Here is a 20,663-nt window from a genome sequence, read left to right on the forward strand (position 1 = left end):
ACGATGAAAAAAGCCCTGTGGTTGACGCTCGCAATGCTGCCGGCGCTGGCAAACGCACAGAAGGCCAATCCGCCAGCGCATTTCGAACCGCTGGCATTCCTGGCCGGCAGTTGCTGGAAAGGCCAATTTGCCGATGGCAAACAGCTCGACGAACACTGCTTCGAGTGGGTCTACGGCGGGTTTTTCCTGCGCGACCGGCACACGGTTTCCGGCGGGCCCGCACCGTATGGCGGCGAGACGATCTACTACTTCGATGCGCCATCGAAGACGATGCACTACCTCTATATCAACGTGCTCGGCGGCAACAGCCGCGGCACCGTGACGGCGAACGGCGATGTGCTGCAGTTTCCGGAGGAACAGTACCGCGACGGCACCCAGCAGCTGACCTACCGCAGTTCATGGCGCCGCGACGGCAACGACGCCTACGTTGTGCTGACCGAATCGAAAACGCCGGACGGTTGGAAGGAGGCGTGGCGGGTGCGCATGGAGCGGCAGAAGAAGCCGTAGCGGGCCGCAACGATACGCAACATCACCGCAAACGAGGAGACAGCGATGGCCGATCCGCAAGCCGCAACGATCACGCAACTGAAAAATATCCAGGCCAAGACCGGCAAGACGATCGCCGAACTGCATGCCGCGGTGGCGGCCAGCGGCGCGGTCAAATACGGCGAGAAACGCAGCTGGCTGATGGAGCACTTCAAGCTCGGTTTTGGCGATGCGAATGCAGTCGTCCACTTCATCGACAAGCCGCTGCCCGACCTCGGCGGCGGCGCGCCGGCCGCGCCAGTGCCAGCGGATCAAGGCGACCCGCTCGACACGATCTATACCGGCGCGAAAGCGGAGCTGCGTCCGCTGCACGACGCGGTGATCGAGGTTGTGCGCGCCTTCGGCAGCTTCGAGGTCGCGCCGAAAAAGGCCTACGTGAGCCTGCGCCGCAACAAGCAGTTTGCGATGGTTGGGCCGGCGACAAGAACCGCGATCGAGATCGGCCTGAATGCGAAGGATCTGCCGCCCGATGAGCGGCTGAAGCAGCAGCCTTCCGGCAGCATGTGCCAGGCAACGACGCGGATCACCGACCGCTCGCAGATCGATGCGGCACTGGTCGGCTGGTTGAAGCGGGCCTACGACGCGGCCGGCTGACCCGCCACGGCGTCAGCGCTCAAGCCATCCGCAGCAGCCGCGCCTGTTCTTCTAGCCGCGCATCCTCGATCTCGCGCAACACCGCAGTCAGATCGACGGCACCGCGCCGTGGTTCGTAGCGGCCGGTCAGCACGGTCTCAGGTGTCAGCAGGCCGCTGGCAAACAGCGACCAGATTTCCGGACCATATTGCGTCGGCAGCAGCGACGGCGCATGCCGGCCGAAGAAATTGCGCAGGTTGTCGACATCGCGCATCAGCATCCGTGGCGCATGGTTGTTGCCGGCGGCATCGACAGCCTGCGGCAGATCGATGATCACCGGGCCGTCGGCGGCGAGCAGGATGTTGAACTCGGACAGGTCGCCATGGATCACGCCGGCACACAGCATGCGCACGACCTCGTCGAGCAGCGTCGCATGGTGCTGCAGCGCATCGGCCATGCTGAACGACGGCAGATCGTTCAGCCGCGGTGCGGCGTGGCCGTCGGCATCGGCCACCAGTTCCATCAGCAACACACCATCGTAGAAATTGATTGGCCGCGGCACCCGCACCCCAGCGGCGGCAAGCCGGTGCAGTGCATCGACCTCGGCGCTCTGCCATGCAGCCTCCTGCTGCTCGCGACCGAATCGCGTGCCCTTTGCCATTGCGCGGGCCTGGCGGCTGTTGCGCACCTTGCGGTTCTCGGTGTAATCGACCGCCTGTCGAAAGCTGCGCTGCTGGGCCTCCTTGTAGACCTTGGCGGCAAGCGTCTCGCCACCGCTGCGCACGACGAAGACATCGGCTTCCTTGCCGCTTTTCAGCTGGCGGACGACATCATCGATCAGCCCTTCGGCGATCAGGTTCTGCAAACGAGCGGGTGCTTTCATCGCCCGATTCTGAGGCTTGCCCGCCTTCCTCGCTGCCGATCAGCGATTGCCCACCAGGCCGACGAGCGCGGCACTACAGCGAGCGCATCAACCCGCCATCGACGCGGATATTCTGGCCGGTGATGTACGCGGCCTGATCCGACGCGAGGAAGGCAATCGTCGCGGCGACTTCGTCGCTGCGGCCATAACGCTGCATCGGCACCGCGTCGCGGCGCTCGTCCTTCTCCGGCAGGCTGTCGATCCAGCCCGGCAGCACGTTGTTCATCCGCACGCGCTTCGGTGCGTACTGATCGGCATACAGTTTCGTGAATGCGGCCAAGCCGGAGCGAAATACCGCAGAGGTCGGAAACAGCGGGCTCGGCTCGATCGCCCACGCCGACGAGATGTTGATGATCGCGCCACCGGTTTCCTGCCCGACCATCAGCGGCGTCACGAGGCGTGCGGCGCGGATCACGTTCAATAAATAAACCTCAAGGCCGGCGTGCCATTGCTCGTCGCTCAACTCGAGCACCGGCGCCTTCGGGCCGTGACCGGCGCCATTGACCAGCACATCGATGCGGCCCCACCGTTCGACGACAACATCGACGAGGCGGCGCAGATCGTCATTCGACTGGTTCGACCCGGTCACGCCGATGCCGCCAAGCTCGATGCCGAGCGCCTCACCCTTGCCCGACGACGACATCACCGCCACCTTGAAGCCGTCAAGCGCAAACCTTCGCGCCGCGGCTGCTCCCATGCCGCTGCCACCACCGACGATCACCGCAACCTTGTTTTCCATGCAAACTTCCCTGCCGTGAATCTGATGATTTCCATCATATGCGCGCCGGTAGCAGGGCGTCGTATGTCGGCAAGCGGCCTTTAGCGGTCGCTGATTTCGCTGGCTGGGCTGACTTTGTAGGAGGGGCTTCAGCCCCGATTCGGGCTCTTGCACGACTGCGAATCGGCTCGCACAGAGGCGAGAGCAAAGGCGCGGGCGGGCGGCCGCTTGCGCTTAGATGCTTGCCCTCGCGCCGGGCGCTCGGGTTCCCTGCGATGCTCGGTCTTGTGGCCCGTCGCGGAAACTCGCTGCACTCGCTTCGCTCGTTGCGCTCAAACAGTCCGCGACAAGCCAGTTGTTGATGCTCGCTGCGCTCGCGGGCCACAAGCCCTGCGCTTCTCGGCTGCGCATATGCGCGCCAGCAGCCACCCGCCCACGCCTTTGCGGCAGCACCGAGGATTTCGACGAAGTTCACCAGCGTCACTGCGCGGCAGGCGGTGCCCGGGCGGGGCGATTTATGCGGCGGCGAGAAGCGGAGGTTCAGGGTCGGCGAGCGCAGCGAGCATCAACAAACATGCTCGCGGCGGTTGTCCGAGCGCAGTGAGCGCAGCGAACGTAGCGAGTTCCGCCGCGCGACCCTGGGCCGAGCATCGCAGCGCAGTCCGAGCGCCAGCGAGGACCGCCGCATCATGAGCCACGACCGGGTGCCGCCTGCCGCGCCGCTCGGTCTTGGCATGCGATTCGAAGGGCATGCGCGCGGCCAAGACCCCGAATCGGGGCTGAAGCCCCTCCTACAAAGTTTGGCACGGCCCAGGCGCCAGATGTCCGCTCCGGGCGGCGAACTGACCCTCATCGCATCCCGTTCATACTTGCCGCGAAGAGGGACAACCGATGTCACCGATTGCCACAGCGACGACACGGCAGCCACCGGCCGCGAGCGCCGGCCCGCCGCTGCGTCGGATCGAGCAGTTGCCGGGGCCGCGAGGGAGGCTGCTGCCAGGCAGTTTGCCGTCGATCCATGCGCACGAGGGTCATGTGCAGCTGACGATAACCACAAGGGAGAACGGGTGAGCGCAAACAAGAGGCAAACCGCCGCCGGCAGCGGCCTGACTGCGCTGATCACCGGCGCCTCATCCGGCATCGGCGAAGCCCTGGCGCATCGGTTCGCGCGCGCCGGCTTCAATCTCGTGCTGGTTGCGCGCAGCGCCGACAAGCTGAAGGCGCTGGCCGCCGAACTTGCCGGACAACATCACGTCAAGGCCTGGGTCTGGGCGACCGATCTGGCCCAGCCCGGTGCGGCGCTGCAGCTGGCTGCGGCGATGGAGCGGGCGCGGCGGCCGATCGATCTGCTGGTCAACAATGCCGGCGTGCTCGAACATGGCGGCTTCATCGAGATGCGCGCCAGCCGGCATCGCGAGATGATCGACCTGAACGTCAACGCACTGAGCGAGATGCTGGCGCATTTTCTGCCGCCGATGGTCGCGCGCGGGCATGGTCGCGTGCTCAATGTCGCATCGATTGCCGCGTTCCAGCCGGTCCCGCAGCTCGCCACCTATGCGGCGACCAAGGCCTATGTGTTGTCGCTGACCGAATCGCTGGCCGAGGAATTGCACGGCACCGGCGTATCGATCACGGCGCTGTGCCCGGGCATCACCGCCACGGCGATGCTCGACAAGGCCAGAAAAAAAAGCGGCGAGCTCGGCGGGCTGCCGGCCCTCGTCGTCGGCAGCGCCGACGAAGTGGCGGAACAGGGCTACAAGGCATGCATGGCCGGCGAGGTGATCCGTGTGCCCGGCGCGCTGAATCAGGCCGCCAACCTCGCAAGCCGGGCCACGCCGCGCTGGTTGCTTCGCCGCGTCGGCGGCGCGCTGGTGCGCCGGCTGCGTCCGGCGAAATAAGAACGGTCAGGATCAGCGGCCGATCTGCGCCGGCAGCGCCCAGCAGCTGGCATCGACGCCAGGCAGTGCGGCCCACTCGAGCCCGGGCGGACACGACAACGTCAGCGGCCGGCCGTCGTCTGGATGCGGCAGCGTCAACTGCTGCGCATGCAGCCACAGCCGCATGTGGCCGACAAATTCGGCGACGGCCCGGTTCAGCGGCCCCTTGCCGTGGGTGCTGTCGCCGATCAGCGGGTGCGCCAGCGCCTTCAGATGGCGGCGAATCTGGTGCCGCCTGCCGGTGTGTGGCATCACTGCCAGCATCGCCAGCCGTGTCGTTGCGTGCCCGGGATGGGTTTGCAGCGGCCACTCGAGGCACTGCAGTCGCAGCCAATCGGTGCGCGACGGCAGCTGCGGTTGGCCGCTCGACGGCAGTTCCGGGTCGCGCGCCAACGGGCGGTCGATCGAGCCCTGCTCGGCCGGCCAGCCGCGAACCAGCGCCAGGTAACGCTTGCTGCAAGCTGCTGCGGCAAAAGCCAGGCCGAGCTGCCGCGCCGCATCGGCATCACGCGCGAGCAGCAGCAGGCCCGACGTGCCCTTGTCGAGCCGATGCACCGGCCACAACGGCTCGTCTGGCAACTCGGCGCGCAGCCGCGTCATCAGGTCGTCGGTCTCATGGGCATCGAGCGCAGTGCGGTGGACGAGCAGACCGGGCGGCTTGTCGACGGCGATCAGGCGGTTGTCCTGGTAAAGCAGGCGGATCGGTGGGTGCTCGCGCACGCTAGATCCAGCCCAGCGCGCCAGCCACTGCACCCGCCAACAGCAACCACAACAGGTGCATCCTGGTCTTCCATACCACCAGCACCGCGACCACACCCGCCAGCCAGTAGCGCCATGATGCGTCGGCGCCGATATTCGGCTCGAGCAGCAGCCAGGCGGTCGATGCCAGCAGCGCCACCACCAGCGGGGTCAGGCCGAGGCTGAAGGCGCGCACGGCGGGGCGCTGCCGATTGCGCCGCGCCCAGCGGGTTGCAAACAAGGTCAGCACCGAACTCGGCAACACGATGCCGACCAGGCACAGCGTCGCGCCGAGCAGCGCCCACAACACGCCACCACTGTTGATGCCGACATGCCAGCCGAGCAGCGCAACGAACAGTACGTTCGGGCCCGGTGCCATCTGGGCCAGTGCGATCGACGACGCGAACTGCGGATCGCTCAGCCAGCCATGTTCGGTGACCAGAAACCGGTGCATGCCCGGCACGACGCTGAAGCCACCGCCAACGGCGAGCAGCGACAAGGTCAGGAAATGTCCGAACAGTGCGAGCCAGTCGGACCAGTTCAAGACGATGTTCATGCGCGCACCCTGCTTGCCGCGGCCGTGCCCGCCATCAGGCAACGGTATGTCCACAGGCACGACACGCCACCAATCGACAGCAGCACCCAGAGCAGCGGCCACTTCAGCCAGACGACGCAGACCACCGTCGCCAGACCCGACAACACGCTGAAGGCCTGTCCGCCGGGATGGTGGCGCAAGGCCGGCACCAGCTTCAGCGCGGTGGCCAGGATCAGCGCTGACACCACCAGCGCGATGCCGCGCATCGCGCCCTGCATCGCCGGCAGATGGCTCAGGCTCTGGTAGCCGAACGCCAGCGCCAGCACGACCAGCAATGGCAGCGCGAACAGGCCGGCCAGAGCGGCCAATGCGCCGCGCATGCCGAGGTAGCGGTCACCGAGCATCACCGCGAGGTTGGCGACATTCGGCCCGGGCAGAACCTGCGCAACGGCCCAGTCCTCGAGAAATTCCTCGCGGGTCAGCCAGCGCTTGCGTTCGACCAGCTCGCGCTGCGTGATCGCCATCACGCCGCCGAAACCCTGCAACGCGAGCAGCGTGAACGAGCGGAACAGATCGAGCGGCGAATGCGGGCGGTTCGGCGGGGCTGGGACGGGTTCTGCGTCGTTCTCGGATTCACTCATGCGCGCGAGACTAATCGAGAATTCGCGCCGCCGCAGGGCTCAGGCACAAGCCCGGCAGCCGCTCACCGCTGCGCTGCATCGTCTGCAGCGGCGGTTCGATCGCCAACCGCCAGTTGCTCGCGCTGCAGTCCGCTGGCGATGCCGTGCAGGTACGACATCACCTCGCAGGTGATGCCGTTCTCGAGCGACTCGGCCAAGCGGGTCGGGCAGAACACGGTCACGCCGATGCGGTATTTGCCGAGCTCGGTGGTGCGCAGCGCAACCCGTACCCGGGCATCGCTCAGGTCCGCCTGCAGATGTCGCTCGACCCTGGCGCCGGCTTTCTCGGCGGCTTCCTTCAGCGGCTCGTAGTGCCGAAGCACGATCGCCTCGATCTCGGCACGGTGCGCAAAGACATCGACCAGCGGATCGAGCGTCAGCGAAAACGCGTGGTAGGTGTAGTCACGCATCAGGCGCTCGTTGCGCATCGGCTGGCCGAGGAAGACGCTGTTCGGCAGCACCACCGTGCGACCGGTGTAGCTGTGTGTCGACGGCTCGACCTCGTGGACCATCGTGACGAAGACATTGTGGTCGACGACCTCGCCGCGTGTGCCGGCAATCTCGATCAGATCGCCGACGCTGAACGAGCGCGACGATGCGCGGATGAACGATCCGGAAAAACACAGGATCAGTTCCTTAGTCGCGATGACGACGGCGACCGCGACCGCGGTCAGCGACAGCGCAAAGGTGCGCAGTTGCGGCGCCCAGATCATCATCAGTCCGAGCAGCGCGACGAACAGCAGCAGGTTTCTGACATTCGCCGACCAGCGGCGCTGCGTCTGCGGCGCGGCGTCGGTGCGCCTGCGGATCGCATGGCCGGCCGCGACGCGGATCAGCAGCAGGATCAGCACCAGCGCCAGCGATGCCGCGAAGTCGAGCAGCGGCAGCCTGGTGAAGTCGAATCCGAAATCGAGCCCGTTGATCATGCCGGCTGCACCCGGTCACGGCCATCATCCGCGGCTGCGACTGCGGCGGCGGAAGCACCGGGCGCGTGCCCGGTCGGTCCGGCGACAGATGCGCCGTGGTCTTGCAAAACGGTCGGTACAGGCCGACGATCAAGATGATTCAAATTGGGGGCTTCGGTGTGCGATACGTTGACGACGAGACGGGCGTCGCGACGACGCCCGGCAGCTTCCAGCTTACTGCATCAACACTGAACAAAGTCCTGGATCGGCGCTCACCGGCCGAGTGTCGCGACGGCGTCCATCGTCAACCAGCCATCGTGGTCCTGCGCCCACAGGCGGACACTGTTGCCATCATCCGACGGCTGGCCGTTGACCTGGAATGGGTGCAGATCGAAGGTCGGCCGCACTGCCTTGAAGCTGAAGCTCGCGACCTCGGCTTCCGGCGCGTTGCGGCGCAGCAGGTCGAGCAGCAGCGTCGCGATCAGCGGGCCGTGCACGATCAGGCCGGGATAGCCTTCAACCTCCGTCACGTACTTGCGGTCGTAATGGATGCGGTGGCCATTGAAGGTCAGCGCCGAGTAGCGGAACAGCAGCACCTCGTCCGGCACGATCGTTCGCCGCCACGCAGCGTCCTGTGCTGCCTGTTGCGGAGGCGGCTCGACATCGGTCGGCTGCTTCGCGTCGCGGTAGACGATGTCGTGAAACTCGACCAGCGCCAAATCGTCTGCGCCATTGCAGCGCAGTTCGTGGCGCACCTTGACGAATACCAGCTTGCCGCTGCGCCCATCCTTGCTCGTCACGTTGGCGATCGTCGAGCGCCGCTCGACGACATCGCCGACGCGGATCGGTGACCGGAACTCCAGCTGACTGCCGGCCCACATGCGGCGCGGCAGCGGGACCGGCGGCAGAAAGCCGCCGCGCCTGGCATGGCCATCGGTGCCGATCTCGCTTTGCTGGTGCAGCGGCAGGAAATAAAGCCAGTGCCACAGCGGGTGCAGCGGCGTGCCGTCGGGGACGTCGTGCAGCGGGTGATCGAGGGTCGCGTTCAGCGCCTTCACCGGCGTCGCAGCGATGTGGTCGGTGATGGTTTCGGTGCGGCCGATCCATGCGGCCAGATCGAGATCCTGGGTCATCGTATTCCTTCAATGGGCGGCTCGTCTTCATCGAGCTATTCAATCCAGCAACACATTCTCCACCTCTGCCAGTGCGCAGATGCGCGCCATGGGCAGGACGTTTTTTCCATGCAACCGTTGATGTCTTCGCTTGGAAGACAGCTTCATCGGTTTCATAGTGAAACCGGGTTCAGGCCTCGGCATCAACCATAGGGTCCGGACCCTGGCAAATGTTCAACCTGACGGATACCGACGATGAGAGTTCTCCACGCACACGAGATACAGGCCGTCTGTGGTGGCGGCAAGGGCTGGGGCAAGATCACCAACCCGAACAATCCGAAGAGTGAAGTCGCCATGGAACTTGCCGGCGCAGCGACCGATGCCGAAAGGGAGGCGATTGCCAAAGACTTCCTTGAGACCTATGGCGACATGCCCAACGGACACAGGAAGAAACTCGAGGCGATCGCCGGCTGCTGAGGCAGCGGCGTCAACAGCACGCAGGGCCGGTGCAATGCCGGCCCGTTTCGACGAGGGGTAACGAAGTTCACAACACCCGCCCGGCCAAGCATCCGGCGACAAAATCGACAAACGCCCGCACCTTCGGCAGCAGATTCCTGCGCGACAGATAGACGAGGTTGATCGAGAGCGCCTGCATGCCATGGCCGGGAAGCGCCTGCATCAGCCGCCCGTCGTCAAGTTCCTTCGCGACGAAGAAGCGCGGAAATACCGCCAGGCCCAGCCCGTCCAGTGCTGCCTGCTTCAGCACGAAGTCGCTGTTGCAGTACAGCGGACACTCCATGCGCACCGAGACCCAGCGGCCATTCGGCGCCTGCAGGCTCCATTCGTTCGGCATCCGCTCGATGCTGTAGCCGAGGCCGACGTGGTCCTTCAGTTCGGCGACGTTTTTCGGCGGCGGCCTGCGCTTGAAGTAGGCCGGCGAACCGACCACGACAAGCGTCGAGTCACCGACGCGGCGCGCGACGAGCCCCGGATCGACCTGCGGTGAGATGCGCACCGCGACGTCGAAGCGGTCCTTCACCAAGTCTGTGATGCGATCGTCCAGCTCCAGCTCAAGCCGGATCTCCGGGTAGCGCGCGATGAAGTCCCTCAGCAGCGGCGCCAGGATGATGCTGCCGAAATAGGTCGGCGCGGTGACGCGCAGCTGACCGCGCGGTGCGCCGGTCAGGTGTGCGACCAGCTTTTCTGCTTCGGCCAGTTCGGCAAGCGCACCTGCGCTTTTCGCATACAGCGCCTCTCCCGCCTCGGTCAGCGTCAGCCGCCGGGTCGTGCGCTGCAGCAGCCGCGCGCCGAGGCGGGATTCGAGGCGCGAGACATATTTGCTCACCACCGCCTTCGAGACATTCAACTGCTCGGCAGCGGCCGTGAAGCTGCCCGCATCGACCACCTGAACGAATACGGCGATGTCAGCAAGGTTCTCCATGGCCAGCCCCATTTGGCTATGAACGTGAACAATGTTATTCGATTGACCACCTTTATCGACAACATCGATTTCGGCACGATGCAGGCGTCGGGCGGGTGTTCCGCCCCTCACCCACTTTTTGAGGAAACGGAAATGGAAAACTACGATCTGCAACGTGCACAGGAGCACTTCGCCGCCCGCGTCGCCTATACCACCGGCGTGCATGAGCTCGAGGTGCTGATCAACCAGGCCAAGGTCGGCTTCCAGGTTGTCGATGTGCGCTACCCGCGCGATTTCGCTGCGGGCCACGCACCCGGCGCGGTCAACCTGCCGCCAGGCAAGTGGCAGAACCCGGCACTGAGCAAGGACCTGCCGGTCTACGTGTACTGCTACGACCAGACCTGCCACCTGGCGGCCGAGGCCTCGCTCGAACTCGTCAAGCAGGGCTTTCGCGTGATCGAAGTCGAAGGCGGCTGGGATCGGTGGATGCAGAAGGGTTTCCGCGTCGAATCCACCGTCGCAGCGGCGGCCTGAGGAGCATCGAGATGCCACGGCACATCGCATACGGCATCACGCTGCTGCGTGTCGGCCTGGGCGTGATGCTGATTGCACACAGCGTGTTGCTGAAATATTTTGTCTACACGCTGCCCGGCACGGCCCAGTACTTCGAATCGATCGGGCTTCCCGGACCCCTCGCCTATGTCGTCTTCTGGATGGAAGCCGTCGCGGGCGTGATGTTGCTGCTCGGCATCGGCACGCGCTGGGTGTCGCTGGCGATGATGCCGATCCTGCTCGGCGCGACCTGGGCGCACATCGGCAATGGCTGGGTCTTCTCGAACCCCAATGGTGGCTGGGAATATCCGCTGTACCTGACGGTGCTCGCCGGCGCGCAGGCGCTGCTCGGCAGCGGCGCATTTGCGCTGCGCTTTTCGCCGGAGGAGCGGCGCGAGGCGCTGCTGGCTGCATAACGGTGCGACGCGCAGCACGAGGCCGGGTGGCTATCCGTTCGGCCTCGGGTACCCCGCGAGGCCCGATTCGGCGCCGGGCGTAAGATTTGGCCGATGAGCAACACGATCGACGAAGAAGACAGCTCCGCCAGCATCGAGGAGCCCCGCCTGTGGCGTGACAACGGCTGGACCGCGCGGGTCATCAAGAACGACGATGACGATGGCTGGGCGGTCGAGATGACGATGCACGGCGAACCCGAACCGGCATTGGTCGGCCCATGGACGATGGGGCGCGACAAGAAGAATCCGAAGCCACTGGACAAGGCGGCGTTCATCACGCTGGTCAAGACCGCGAGCGAAGTCGTGCGCCGTCACGAGCAGCATCTGCATGCGCTGCTGCACAAGCGGGTCGAGGTCAATACCGCAACCGGCCGCATCAACGTCACGCTGGACATCGTTCCCGATGACGACGATCCGCATGCGGTGCTTTCCGCGACCGACAGTGATGGCGAGCAACAGGCACGATTGCGCGTGCCGGCGACGTTCAAGCTGAACGCCGCAAGTGCCGCCGCATGGATCGATGGCGGCTATCGCAGGCCGGGCTGATTCACAGACCCGCTCGACCGATCGGCCCACCCACAGCAGCAGCAATCCACCATGAGCACGCCCTCTTCACTCGTCCAGGAATTTGCACCGACCGGCAAGCTGCGTGCTTCGCTGAACCTCGGCAATCCGGTGCTGGCCCACAGCAAGACGGCAACGGAAAAACCGGCCGGCGTGACGATCGACCTGTCGCGCGAATTTGCGCGTGAACTCGGCGTCGACGTCGAACTGCTGCAGTTCGACACCGCCGCCCGCTCGGTGGCGGCACTGGCGAGCGGCGAGGCCGATATCGGATTCATGGCGATCGACCCGCTGCGCGCAGAGACGACCCATTTCACGCCGCCCTATGTGCAGATCGAGGGCTTTTATCTGGTGCGTGACGACTCGCCGATCAAGTCCAATTCGGACGTCGACCGCGCCGGCATCCGCATCGTGATGGGTGCGGGCAGCGCCTACGGGTTGTACCTGACGCGCCATGTCCGGCATGCCGAACTGGTGCAGGTTCCAACCTCGGAGGCGGTTGTCGATGCCATGCTCGAGCGCGGACTCGAGGTCGCTGCCGGCGTCAAGCAGGGGCTGCAAGCCGATGCAAGACGGGTTGGTGGCGTGCGTCTGCTGGACGAGCGGTTCATGGTCATCAACCAGGCGATGGCGATGCCGAAAACGCGCAGCAGGCAGGCAGCGGATTTTCTCGACGATTTTGTCGGCCGGATGACGCGCGGCGGTTTTGTCGCGGACGCGCTGGCACGGCATGCGATCGTCGGCGCGAAGGTGGCCGCGGACTGACAGGGCTTGCCCGCAGCAGATCCGGAGTGCAAAAAGTCGAGGGTGCGATGTCTTTTCCGGCAATGGCGCTCAGCCACTTCGAGTTGTACGTCCGCGACGTCGCGTCGATGGAGCGGTTCTATACCGACGAACTCGGCTTCGTCGTGACCGACCGCGGTGCCGGTGAAGCGGCGATGGTATTCCTCAGCCGCCATCCGGACGAACACCACCAGATCGTATTGAACCCGCGCCCGTCGGCACCGGCGATCGAAAGTCCGGTCGACCACCTCTCGTTTCGCGTCGCGTCACTCGCCGGTCTGCGCCAGTTCCGAGATGCGCTGGCGGCACGCGGCACAGCGGTCGATGCGGTCTCGCATGGCACCAGTTGGTCGATCTATTTCCGCGACCCGGAAGGAAATCGGCTGGAAATCTTTGTCGATACCCCCTGGCACGTGCCGCAGCCCTGCAGGTTCGACATCGATCTTGCATTGAGCGACGAGCAGCTGCTGGCCACAACCCTAGCCAGGGTCGCAGAGATGCCAGGCTTCTGCGACATCGCGCAGTGGCGCAAGGGACACCGATCCGCAGTCGGTTGATCGGGGCCCCGAAAACGCCCGGCCCCGGGCGGCGCAGCCCGCCCGACACGATCCCCGGCACGCCGCATTGCAGCTGCAATCTTTGCCCGCGCGCTCGCAATCGGCATGCAACCGGCGGCACTGACCATCCGATCCAGGCCACCACCACAGCGGGTTGATACCGGTGGCGGCACGGTTTCGTGCAGGGGATCAGATGCAAGCCAACCAGACCAGCAACATGCGCCGCACCCTGCTGATGGGTTTGTCTGCCGGCGCCTTCCTGAACGCCTGCGGCGGCGGCGCGGGGGACGACATCGGACTGCAGCCGCGGATCATCGATTTCGGCGCCGATCGCGCCAACGCCCTGGTCGGTGAGACGGTGCGGCTGACCGCAGTGTTTGCCAATGGCAGCGGGCGAATCGAGCCGATGATCGGCACGGTCAGCTCGGGCATTGCGGTGCAATCGCCGCCGCTCGCCGGGCCAACCCGCTTCCGGCTGATCGTGCGCAACGGCAATGCCCAGGTCGAACGCGAGCTGATGATGCCGGTCGGCTATCGCAACCGCTACCGTGTGCTGGCGCAGTCGTTCAACGTCGCACGCCACGCGGCGGTGGCACTCGGCGACGGCTCGGTGCTTGCGATCGGCGGCTCGCGCGGCAACTTCACGCTGTCGAACAAGCTCACCCGCTACGACCCGGCGACCGAACGCTTCAGCGACATCGGCCAACTCGCGTCGGGCCGCGAGTACCACAGCGCGACCGTGCTCGCCGACGGCCGCGTGCTGGTGGTCGGCGGCACGATCAGCCTGGCCGGTTTTGGCGCAAGCGAACTGATCGATCCACGCAGCGGTGCGGTCACCGCGACCGGCGCGCTGCAAAAACACCGGCAGGGGCATACCGCGACCCGCCTCAACGATGGCCGGGTGCTCGTGATTGGCGGCTGGGGGCCCGGCGGCGATGCCCTCGGCAAACATGCCAGTGCCGAGATCTGGGACCCGACGACCGGGCGCTTCCGGCTGCTGCCGGCGTTGATGCAGACGACGCGCGCCGGGCACACCGCAACGCTGCTGAACGACGGCCGCGTGCTGGTCGCCGGCGGTTTTTCCGGGATGGCGGCATACCGTTTCGCCGAGCGATTCGATCCGGCCACCGAAACCTTCACCGCGGTGGCCAGCGTGCATAACGAGGTGCGCGCGATGCACGGCGCCCACCGCCTGTCGGACGGCAGCGTGCTGCTGCTCGGCGGCGAAAATGCCAGCGGCTCGGCGGCGAGTTCGGCGGTGCTGCGTTATGTCCCGGCACAACAGCGGGTCGATTCGGCCGCGTCGCTGACGGCACCGCGCAGCATCGTCGCCAGCGTGCTCGGTGCCGGCGACCGGGTGCTGCTGTTCGGCGGCGCCGACATCAACCTGCTGGCAACGTCGACCGCCGAAAGCTGGCAGCCCGACAGCGGTGCCGCGCCGCTGGCCGCGATGCCGAGGACCCGCATCTGGCACAGCACGACGATGCTGGCCGACGGCCGGGTCCTGATCCTCGGCGGCGAGGACCATCAGCACCACTTTGTCGGCGACGCGCTGCTGTACGAGTGAGGCGAGGCGGTGCCCTCTGCCGCACGCGGGACAGGCCCGATCCGGGCATCGCGCCGAGTCAGCATAATCCCGCGTGCCGATTTTTCGTTCGTCCCTGCTTCCCGCCGCGATTGCCGCGCTGATCAATGCCACCGTCTGGGGCCTGGCGTGGCTGCCGTTGAAATGGCTGCAAGCCCATGGTGTCGCCAGCATGTGGGTGACGCTGTGCGTCTTCTCCGCCTGCACGATGGCCGTGCTGGCGGTTCGTCCGACGGCGCTGCTGCGCACCTTGAAGATGCCGCAGCTGCTGTGGCTGATGCTGGCGTCGGGCATGACCAACGTCTGCTTCAACGTGTCGCTGGCCACTGGCGACGTGGTGCGTTCGATCCTGCTGTTCTACCTGATGCCGATGTGGGTGGTCGTGCTGGCGCGCTGGTTGCTGCATGAGCCGATCACCGCAGCGGCGATCACGCGCATCGCACTGGCACTGCTCGGTGCGGTATTGGTGCTCGGCGAAGGCAGGCTGGTGTTGCCGCTGCCTTCATCGGTTGCCGACTGGCTGGCGGTGGTCGCCGGTTTCAGCTTCGGCCTGAACAACGTGCTGCTGCGCCGCTTCGCCGATCTGCCCGACGACGTGCGCAGCCTGGCGATGTTCTCAGGTGCGGTCGTGCTGTCGCCGATTGCGATCGGCGCGCTGTTCCTGTTCGGCGAAGCGCCGCAGTGGGCGCCACAGGACATGGCCTGGCTGGTGCTGCTGGCCTTTGCGCTGGCGGTGCTGGTCGGCAACCTGGCGCTGCAATACGGCGCGACGCGCTTGCGCGCCAATGTGCTGTCGGTGCTGATGCTGGCCGAGATCCTGGTGGCCAGCCTGTCGTCATGGTGGGCCGGCACCGCCGAACTGCCACCGTCGACACTGCTCGGCGGCCTGCTGATCATCAGCGCCAGCCTGCTGGCGATCACCGCGCGCGGGCCGGCGCCGCAGGCGGCGCATTGAAGCGAAGCAGCAGCGGCAGGCAAGATCAACCGGGGCGACGGCGGACAGCAACCGACCGGCATTGTCAGACCGACCGGCTGCGCGACGACCGCTCGGCCCGCGCCTGCTCGAGGCGGACCGCGACTTCGTGATGTTGCTGCGCGATGTCGTGCACATCGGCGCTGTTGATCCGCAACAAGGTGCACGGCGTGATGGCACGGACGTCGGCGGTGCGCACGCTGTCGCCGAGCAAGGCCATCTCGCCGAAAAAGTCGCCGGCGCCGAGTTCGCCCAACACTGTCTGGATCCCCTCGTGCGACACGCTGGCCTCGACGCGGCCGCGGGCAATCACATAGAGCGCGTCACCATCATCCCCGCAGCCGATGATGGTGTCGCCTTCGAGGTAGTTGATCGGCCTGGCGCGCGCGACGATCTTGCCGAGCGCCTCGTCGGGCAGACCGGCAAACAGGTGGACCAATTCGATCAGTTCGCGCGGCTGCAGGGCTGCCGCGCGCTGCCGGATCGGCGGGACGCGATCGATCGCGTCGGCGATCCGCTGCTCGAGATAGGCAAATACCTTGGTCGTGATGCTGCCACCCTCGTGCGCCTGTCTGACCCTGTGCTGCGCGGCGATCAGTGCCGATCGTGCGCCGATCATCAACTCGAAACGGTCGAAATAGTCGGGGAAAGCCTTGCGCACATCGGAGAGCTGCTGGCGATGGCCCGCGAGCCGCCGCGAACAGGCATGCCGAATACGGGATCGGCAAGCTGCGAAAAACGCCCGAGGCGAAGACGCCGGTCGCCAGCAAGGCCGTGACAAGCAGAACGGTTTCAGGGATGGGCATGCCGCCCCTTGCCGGAGCCGGTGATCTTTCTCATGGCTGATTCGTCGATCAGAACGGATTGTTGTCCTCGCCAGTGCAATCCACCTTGACATCGATCATGGTGTCGGAGGCGGCCAGATGTCATCTTCCGGTTGACGATGTTTGAATCAGCCAATCTCGAGCACCATGTGGGCAAGGCGCTTTATCGGCGCGAGGCCGCACAGTTGCGAGCCGACCTGCTCGATGCGCAATACGACCTGAAGGCCGCCGGCAGTTTTCCGGTGCTGATCCTGATCGCCGGCGTCGAGGGCGCCGGCAAGGGCGAAACCGTCAATCTGCTCAACGAGTGGATGGACCCGCGGCACATCCACACCAGCGCCTTCGCTGCGCCGTCGGACGAGGAGAGGGAACGGCCTGACCACTGGCGTTTCTGGCGGGCCTTGCCGCCAAAAGGCGACATCGGCATCTTTTTCGGCGCCTGGCACACGATGCCGATCGTTCGCCATGTGCTGGGCGATGTCGACAGCGACGACTTCGAGCGCTCCATCGTCGAGATCCAGCGCCTTGAACAGATGCTGTGCGATGAAGGCGTGCTGCTGCTCAAATTCTGGTTCCACCTGTCGAAGGACCAGCAGAGGAAGCGCCTCAAATCGCTGCAACGCGATCCGGCAACGCGCTGGCGGGTCAGCCGCAGGGACTGGGACTATTTCAAGCTCTACGAGCGCTTCGTCAGCGTCTGCGACCCCTTCCTGCGGCAGACCTCGACCGCACAGGCACCGTGGGTCGTCGTGCCGGGCGCCGATGCGCAATTCCGCGCGCTGACCGTCGGCCGCCAGCTATTGCAGGTGCTGCGCGCGCGGCTCGACGCGAAGCCGGCAGCAGTCCCGCCGGAGCCACCGCCGCTGCCCGCGCCGGCTGACGACCTCAACGCATTGACCGCGCTCGAACTCGAGCAGACGATGAGCAAGGTCCGCTACCGCAAGGAACTTGAAAAGTGGCAAGGCCGCTTGAACCTCGCGTCGCGCGATCCGCGCTTCAAGAAGCGGTCGGTGGTGGTTGTCTTCGAAGGCAATGACGGCGCCGGCAAGGGCGGGGCGATCCGCCGCGTCACAGGTGCGCTCGACGCCCGCTTCTACGACAACATACCGGTCGCCGCACCGACCGAGGAGGAGCGGGCCCAGCCTTATCTGTGGCGATTGTGGCGGCGCCTGCCCCGGCGCGGCCGCTTTGCATTGTTCGACCGCTCCTGGTATGGCCGCGTGCTGGTCGAACGCGTTGAGGGTTACTGCAGCAAGGCCGACTGGATGCGCGCCTATCGCGAAATCAATGCGTTCGAGGACGCGATGCACCGCCACGACATCGTCGTCGTCAAGTTCTGGCTGGCGATCAGCAAGGACGAGCAGTACCGGCGCTTCAAGGCACGCGAGCAGATTGCCTTCAAGCGCTTCAAGATCACCGACGAGGACTGGCGCAACCGCGAGAAGTGGGATGCCTACGAAACCGCGGTGTCCGAGATGGTCGACCGGACGTCGACGGCAACCGCGCCATGGACGCTGGTCGAGGCCGACAACAAATATTTCGCCCGCATCAAGGTTCTGAAGACATTGTGCAAGGCGGTCGAGCAGGCCCTCGAGGCGCGCCCCGGCAAACGTGGCGGCAGCAACGCGGCCCGATCCGGCAGCACGAAGAAGGCGAGGAAATAGCGCCGCCGTGATCGGCGCCGCGGGCTCCGCCCCGGTTCAGTCAAAGCGGCGGCCGCTGCCGCGCTGCGACACCGTTGACAAAGTGGCCGAAAGCGTCGAGCAGCGGTACACCATCGAATGACGCGCCCTCCAGCATCGCCAGCGCCTGCACGGTGGCTTCCAGCGTCGACACCTGGTCGGCTCGCCGCGCCGCCCGGATCGTGCGGTAATGCGTCGGCGCCGGCGTGTCCAGCGACAGCCGGGGCAGCGCGGCGAGCGCCGGATGTTCGAGCAGCATCCGCAGGCTCTTGCGCCATGTCGCGTCGATGACCACCAGCCGCAGCGGCGCGTTCGCGACGACCGGTGGTGCCGGTGGCGCCGGCGCGGCAGGCACGTCCGGATAAAGCAGCCATGTGTCCCGCCCAGCGCGCTGCAGCAGTTCGTCCAGCGCCGCCGCCGCAAAGCGTTCGCCGACCAGCACCTCGCAATGCGCCAGCGACAATCGCAGCAACGCGACGCTGTTTTTCGCCTGCCGCTGCTCCTGCGGGTGCTGCAGCACCAGCACCTCGGTGCGATGGGCAGTAGGCCGCACCAGCGCGCACAGGCAGGTGGCCTGCGGGCGCAGGCAACGCGGGCAGGCCGCGCGGCGCGGGATGGACGGACGGTTCATTCGGGAATGGTCGCATGCACGCGCTTGTGCGCGGACCGACCTGTCTTCGTGCGTCGCCACCCTCGCCCGCTCCGACCTTGTTCAAGGGATTGACGCATGGCCCGCGTGAAAGCTAGCTTGGCGTGGCATCGGATCGCACCCACGGAGCAACGGCATGCCGCTGATCGACAATGCGCTGCAGTACATGGCGGACTTCATCACCCGCTATGCGGTGACGCTGGCCGGGCTGGGCATCCTGACGATGGCCATCCTCGAGGCCGTGAAGAAGCTGTGCAAGTTGCGCCAGATATTCCAGCGCAATGCACTCGAAGCCTGGCTCGGTCAGTCGGAAAGCGGTCGCCAGGCGGCGCCGCTGTATTCGCCGCACGGCCCGCAAGCCGGCGAGCCGGCACACTACAACTGGCGCAAGGCCCACGCCGAACTGATGTGGCTTTGTACCGGCGTGCAGGCCGACCGCCAGCGCCAGAACAGCGGCGGGGGGCGGGTCGCATTCCACCGCAGCGTCGAATTCGCGCTGTTCGAACTCGAGTTGCCGAAGATGATGGGCCAGATCCAGGAAGCGGCCGATGCCGCATTGAACGCTCCGGATCGATTTCCGCACTGGTTTGCATTTCTCGCCCGCGGTTGCAACCCCGAAGATGTCGAGCGATGGCGCACCGGGATCGCGGCGGGTTCGCAGTCGAGCGACGCACAGCGCAAGGATCTCGCCGAGTTGTATGGGCGGATCCGACTGCTGGTGAAGCGCCAGCTCGATGCCTTCCAGACCATCACCGCCTATCGCTGGCGCGAATGGAACCAGCTCTATTCATGGTGGCTCGGTGCCGTGCTGATGTTCATCGCGCAGATCATCGCGTCGAATACCGGCGGCGCGAAGATTGAGAACTGGGCGATCGTCATCGGCATCTCGCTGCTCGGCGGCCTGCTCGCGCCGGTCGCGAAGGATCTGGTCGACGCGTTGTCCAAGCTGAAGAAGTGAACGATGTCCCGTCACATCGCCAGGCCGATCGCAGGCTATCAGCCCGTGCTGCGTATCGACATGCGCCAGCAGCCCGAGGGCGGCGCGCCGCGCATTCCGGCGGTCGAGCATTGGACCGCCGATCGGCCGCTGCGGCAATCGGAACTGCTGGTGCTGGTGCATGGCTACAACAACCACCTTCAGGAAGCGAGCGAGGCCTATGCCGCCACGCGCCGACGCCAGCGCGCGCGACTGCCGACCGATGCACTGCAGGCAGCGTTTGATCGACTGCTCGGCGATTCATTCTGGCCCGGAGACGCCGACTGGGCCGGGCTGATCGACAAGCTCGACTTCCTGTTCTATTCATCGGCGGTAGGGGTCGCTCGCGCAGTCGGCGCGGCACTGGCAGCACACCTGCGCGGACGCGGCGACGTGCTGGTCGTGCACTTCCTCGCTCATTCACTCGGCTGCCGGGTCGTGCTCGAATGCATCAGGCAATTGCAGCAGGAGGGCGGTCCATCGATCGGCAAGGTCTGCCTGATGGCCGCCGCGGTGCCGACCTACATGACCTGTCCCGGTGGCGGCCTCTATGGCGCATTGACCGCGCCGCAGGCCTTGCGCATCCTGTTCTCGCCGGCCGATCCGGTGCTGGGGGGCGCCTTCCCGCCGGGCCAGACGCTGGCTGGCGAAGGCCTGCTGCCGATCGCGGTCGGGCTGCATGGCGATATCCCGATCAGTCCGGGAGCGGTCGATCGCGACCACATTCCGGGTGCCCGCCACGGCGACTACTGGGGCGCTGCCGACAACCTTGCTTCGTCGTTCAGCGAGCAGTCGATTGCCGACTTCTTCCGATTCGATGGCATCGCCGAACGCAAGCTCGGATCGCGGCCGGCACCAGCCGCCCGGCCGGACCCGCCGTCACGCACGGTCGCGGGCACCGATTTTGTCGGCGGCTGAACCCTTGTTCCTGCCGGCCTCCAACCGCTGCTGGCAGCAATCCAACGATTCAGCCACAC

At 66.0% G+C, this 20,663-nt stretch carries 24 protein-coding genes; 14 read left to right on the forward strand and 10 right to left on the reverse strand.

The features are described from left to right. Positions 1-3: 3 nt before the first annotated feature. Positions 4-507 (forward strand): hypothetical protein, encoded by a 504-nt coding sequence (locus ACNH6H_RS09280; RefSeq protein ID WP_418317214.1) that lies wholly within the window; start codon positions 4-6, stop codon positions 505-507. A gap of 45 nt (positions 508-552) precedes the next feature. Next, positions 553-1,140 (forward strand): DUF5655 domain-containing protein, encoded by a 588-nt coding sequence (locus ACNH6H_RS09285; RefSeq protein ID WP_418317215.1) that lies wholly within the window; start codon positions 553-555, stop codon positions 1,138-1,140. A 19-nt stretch (positions 1,141-1,159) separates the two neighbouring features. On the opposite strand, the gene ACNH6H_RS09290 is transcribed toward ACNH6H_RS09285, so the two are convergent. Both ACNH6H_RS09290 and ACNH6H_RS09295 read right to left on the reverse strand, forming a co-directional pair. Further along, positions 1,160-2,002 carry a PA4780 family RIO1-like protein kinase gene (locus ACNH6H_RS09290; RefSeq protein WP_418317216.1) on the reverse strand — a complete coding sequence of 281 codons (843 nt, stop codon included), beginning with the start codon at positions 2,000-2,002 and terminating at the stop codon, positions 1,160-1,162. A 73-nt stretch (positions 2,003-2,075) separates the two neighbouring features. Next, a complete protein-coding gene (locus tag ACNH6H_RS09295; protein ID WP_418317217.1) occupies positions 2,076-2,780 on the reverse strand; it encodes an SDR family oxidoreductase in 705 nt (234 codons plus the stop codon). Between the two features lie 1,046 nt (positions 2,781-3,826). On the opposite strand from ACNH6H_RS09295, the gene ACNH6H_RS09300 reads away from it, so the two are divergent. Next, complete coding sequence (locus ACNH6H_RS09300; protein WP_418317218.1) at positions 3,827-4,657, forward strand: SDR family NAD(P)-dependent oxidoreductase; 831 nt, start codon at positions 3,827-3,829, stop codon at positions 4,655-4,657. A 12-nt stretch (positions 4,658-4,669) separates the two neighbouring features. On the opposite strand, the gene ACNH6H_RS09305 is transcribed toward ACNH6H_RS09300, so the two are convergent. The 5 genes from ACNH6H_RS09305 to ACNH6H_RS09325 form a co-directional block, all read right to left on the reverse strand. Continuing rightward, on the reverse strand, positions 4,670-5,416 hold the full coding sequence (locus ACNH6H_RS09305; RefSeq protein WP_418317219.1) for a pseudouridine synthase: 747 nt from the start codon (positions 5,414-5,416) through the stop codon (positions 4,670-4,672). Between the two features lies 1 nt (position 5,417). Further along, positions 5,418-5,990 carry a chromate transporter gene (locus ACNH6H_RS09310; protein ID WP_418317220.1) on the reverse strand — a complete coding sequence of 191 codons (573 nt, stop codon included), beginning with the start codon at positions 5,988-5,990 and terminating at the stop codon, positions 5,418-5,420. Further along, positions 5,987-6,610, reverse strand: coding sequence for a chromate transporter (locus tag ACNH6H_RS09315; protein WP_418317221.1), 624 nt, complete (start codon positions 6,608-6,610; stop codon positions 5,987-5,989). The genes ACNH6H_RS09310 and ACNH6H_RS09315 overlap by 4 nt, the downstream gene beginning before the upstream one ends. Before the next feature lie 62 nt (positions 6,611-6,672). After that, positions 6,673-7,575 (reverse strand): mechanosensitive ion channel domain-containing protein, encoded by a 903-nt coding sequence (locus tag ACNH6H_RS09320; RefSeq protein WP_418317222.1) that lies wholly within the window; start codon positions 7,573-7,575, stop codon positions 6,673-6,675. Positions 7,576-7,826: 251 nt separating this feature from the next. Then, positions 7,827-8,687, reverse strand: coding sequence for an FAS1-like dehydratase domain-containing protein (locus ACNH6H_RS09325; RefSeq protein WP_418317223.1), 861 nt, complete (start codon positions 8,685-8,687; stop codon positions 7,827-7,829). Positions 8,688-8,921: 234 nt separating this feature from the next. On the opposite strand from ACNH6H_RS09325, the gene ACNH6H_RS09330 reads away from it, so the two are divergent. Further along, the gene (locus ACNH6H_RS09330) at positions 8,922-9,143 is read left to right on the forward strand and encodes a hypothetical protein (RefSeq protein ID WP_418317224.1); all 222 of its coding nucleotides are present in this window, start codon (positions 8,922-8,924) and stop codon (positions 9,141-9,143) included. Positions 9,144-9,210: 67 nt separating this feature from the next. On the opposite strand, the gene ACNH6H_RS09335 is transcribed toward ACNH6H_RS09330, so the two are convergent. Next, positions 9,211-10,275 (reverse strand): LysR family transcriptional regulator, encoded by a 1,065-nt coding sequence (locus ACNH6H_RS09335; protein WP_418317225.1) that lies wholly within the window; start codon positions 10,273-10,275, stop codon positions 9,211-9,213. On the opposite strand from ACNH6H_RS09335, the gene ACNH6H_RS09340 reads away from it, so the two are divergent. From ACNH6H_RS09340 to ACNH6H_RS09370, 7 genes are all read left to right on the forward strand, one after another. Further along, a complete protein-coding gene (locus ACNH6H_RS09340; RefSeq protein ID WP_418317226.1) occupies positions 10,240-10,620 on the forward strand; it encodes a rhodanese-like domain-containing protein in 381 nt (126 codons plus the stop codon). The two genes, ACNH6H_RS09335 and ACNH6H_RS09340, sit on opposite strands and share 36 nt — an antisense overlap. Before the next feature lie 11 nt (positions 10,621-10,631). Continuing rightward, on the forward strand, positions 10,632-11,054 hold the full coding sequence (locus tag ACNH6H_RS09345; RefSeq protein ID WP_418317227.1) for a DoxX family protein: 423 nt from the start codon (positions 10,632-10,634) through the stop codon (positions 11,052-11,054). A 93-nt stretch (positions 11,055-11,147) separates the two neighbouring features. Then, positions 11,148-11,639, forward strand: a complete 492-nt coding sequence (locus ACNH6H_RS09350) for a hypothetical protein (protein WP_418317228.1) — start codon at positions 11,148-11,150, stop codon at positions 11,637-11,639. Between the two features lie 51 nt (positions 11,640-11,690). Beyond that, positions 11,691-12,422, forward strand: coding sequence for an ABC transporter substrate-binding protein (locus ACNH6H_RS09355; protein ID WP_418317229.1), 732 nt, complete (start codon positions 11,691-11,693; stop codon positions 12,420-12,422). 47 nt (positions 12,423-12,469) lie between these two features. Then, positions 12,470-12,997, forward strand: coding sequence for a VOC family protein (locus ACNH6H_RS09360; protein WP_418317230.1), 528 nt, complete (start codon positions 12,470-12,472; stop codon positions 12,995-12,997). Between the two features lie 193 nt (positions 12,998-13,190). Beyond that, positions 13,191-14,564 (forward strand): Kelch repeat-containing protein, encoded by a 1,374-nt coding sequence (locus ACNH6H_RS09365; protein WP_418317231.1) that lies wholly within the window; start codon positions 13,191-13,193, stop codon positions 14,562-14,564. Positions 14,565-14,637: 73 nt separating this feature from the next. Beyond that, entirely contained in the window at positions 14,638-15,537 is a 900-nt protein-coding gene (locus tag ACNH6H_RS09370; protein WP_418317232.1) for a DMT family transporter, read from the forward strand. Between the two features lie 64 nt (positions 15,538-15,601). On the opposite strand, the gene ACNH6H_RS09375 is transcribed toward ACNH6H_RS09370, so the two are convergent. Further along, entirely contained in the window at positions 15,602-16,216 is a 615-nt protein-coding gene (locus ACNH6H_RS09375) for a cyclic nucleotide-binding domain-containing protein (RefSeq protein ID WP_418317233.1), read from the reverse strand. Positions 16,217-16,498: 282 nt separating this feature from the next. On the opposite strand from ACNH6H_RS09375, the gene pap reads away from it, so the two are divergent. Continuing rightward, positions 16,499-18,043: a polyphosphate:AMP phosphotransferase gene (gene pap / locus ACNH6H_RS09380; RefSeq protein ID WP_418317234.1), complete on the forward strand. Its 1,545-nt coding sequence runs from the start codon at positions 16,499-16,501 to the stop codon at positions 18,041-18,043. Positions 18,044-18,083: 40 nt separating this feature from the next. Here pap and ACNH6H_RS09385 read toward each other — a convergent pair whose 3' ends face one another. Further along, positions 18,084-18,692: a tRNA-uridine aminocarboxypropyltransferase gene (locus ACNH6H_RS09385; RefSeq protein WP_418317235.1), complete on the reverse strand. Its 609-nt coding sequence runs from the start codon at positions 18,690-18,692 to the stop codon at positions 18,084-18,086. A 154-nt stretch (positions 18,693-18,846) separates the two neighbouring features. On the opposite strand from ACNH6H_RS09385, the gene ACNH6H_RS09390 reads away from it, so the two are divergent. Together ACNH6H_RS09390 and ACNH6H_RS09395 are read left to right on the forward strand one after the other, a co-directional pair. Further along, positions 18,847-19,668 carry a hypothetical protein gene (locus ACNH6H_RS09390; protein WP_418317236.1) on the forward strand — a complete coding sequence of 274 codons (822 nt, stop codon included), beginning with the start codon at positions 18,847-18,849 and terminating at the stop codon, positions 19,666-19,668. 3 nt (positions 19,669-19,671) lie between these two features. Continuing rightward, positions 19,672-20,604, forward strand: a complete 933-nt coding sequence (locus tag ACNH6H_RS09395) for an alpha/beta hydrolase (protein WP_418317237.1) — start codon at positions 19,672-19,674, stop codon at positions 20,602-20,604. Positions 20,605-20,663 lie beyond the last annotated feature (59 nt).

Source organism: Pseudideonella sakaiensis (genome assembly GCF_048320135.1).
Lineage (GTDB): Bacteria > Pseudomonadota > Gammaproteobacteria > Burkholderiales > Burkholderiaceae_C > Ideonella_A > Ideonella_A sakaiensis_A.

Excerpts from the sequence above, each read along its gene's own strand:
- ACNH6H_RS09285 (WP_418317215.1), top strand. The coding sequence starts at position 553 with ATGGCCGATCCGCAAGCCGCAACGATCACGCAACTGAAAAATATCCAG.
- pap (WP_418317234.1), top strand. The coding sequence starts at position 16,499 with ATGTTTGAATCAGCCAATCTCGAGCACCATGTGGGCAAGGCGCTTTAT.
- ACNH6H_RS09340 (WP_418317226.1), top strand. The coding sequence starts at position 10,240 with ATGGAAAACTACGATCTGCAACGTGCACAGGAGCACTTCGCCGCCCGC.
- ACNH6H_RS09330 (WP_418317224.1), top strand. The coding sequence starts at position 8,922 with ATGAGAGTTCTCCACGCACACGAGATACAGGCCGTCTGTGGTGGCGGC.
- ACNH6H_RS09315 (WP_418317221.1), bottom strand. The coding sequence starts at position 6,610 with ATGAGTGAATCCGAGAACGACGCAGAACCCGTCCCAGCCCCGCCGAAC.
- ACNH6H_RS09390 (WP_418317236.1), top strand. The coding sequence starts at position 18,847 with ATGCCGCTGATCGACAATGCGCTGCAGTACATGGCGGACTTCATCACC.
- ACNH6H_RS09280 (WP_418317214.1), top strand. The coding sequence starts at position 4 with ATGAAAAAAGCCCTGTGGTTGACGCTCGCAATGCTGCCGGCGCTGGCA.
- ACNH6H_RS09325 (WP_418317223.1), bottom strand. The coding sequence starts at position 8,687 with ATGACCCAGGATCTCGATCTGGCCGCATGGATCGGCCGCACCGAAACC.
- ACNH6H_RS09320 (WP_418317222.1), bottom strand. The coding sequence starts at position 7,575 with ATGATCAACGGGCTCGATTTCGGATTCGACTTCACCAGGCTGCCGCTG.
- ACNH6H_RS09355 (WP_418317229.1), top strand. The coding sequence starts at position 11,691 with ATGAGCACGCCCTCTTCACTCGTCCAGGAATTTGCACCGACCGGCAAG.
- ACNH6H_RS09350 (WP_418317228.1), top strand. The coding sequence starts at position 11,148 with ATGAGCAACACGATCGACGAAGAAGACAGCTCCGCCAGCATCGAGGAG.
- ACNH6H_RS09310 (WP_418317220.1), bottom strand. The coding sequence starts at position 5,990 with ATGAACATCGTCTTGAACTGGTCCGACTGGCTCGCACTGTTCGGACAT.
- ACNH6H_RS09395 (WP_418317237.1), top strand. The coding sequence starts at position 19,672 with ATGTCCCGTCACATCGCCAGGCCGATCGCAGGCTATCAGCCCGTGCTG.
- ACNH6H_RS09345 (WP_418317227.1), top strand. The coding sequence starts at position 10,632 with ATGCCACGGCACATCGCATACGGCATCACGCTGCTGCGTGTCGGCCTG.
- ACNH6H_RS09290 (WP_418317216.1), bottom strand. The coding sequence starts at position 2,002 with ATGAAAGCACCCGCTCGTTTGCAGAACCTGATCGCCGAAGGGCTGATC.
- ACNH6H_RS09360 (WP_418317230.1), top strand. The coding sequence starts at position 12,470 with ATGTCTTTTCCGGCAATGGCGCTCAGCCACTTCGAGTTGTACGTCCGC.
- ACNH6H_RS09365 (WP_418317231.1), top strand. The coding sequence starts at position 13,191 with ATGCAAGCCAACCAGACCAGCAACATGCGCCGCACCCTGCTGATGGGT.
- ACNH6H_RS09385 (WP_418317235.1), bottom strand. The coding sequence starts at position 18,692 with ATGAACCGTCCGTCCATCCCGCGCCGCGCGGCCTGCCCGCGTTGCCTG.
- ACNH6H_RS09295 (WP_418317217.1), bottom strand. The coding sequence starts at position 2,780 with ATGGAAAACAAGGTTGCGGTGATCGTCGGTGGTGGCAGCGGCATGGGA.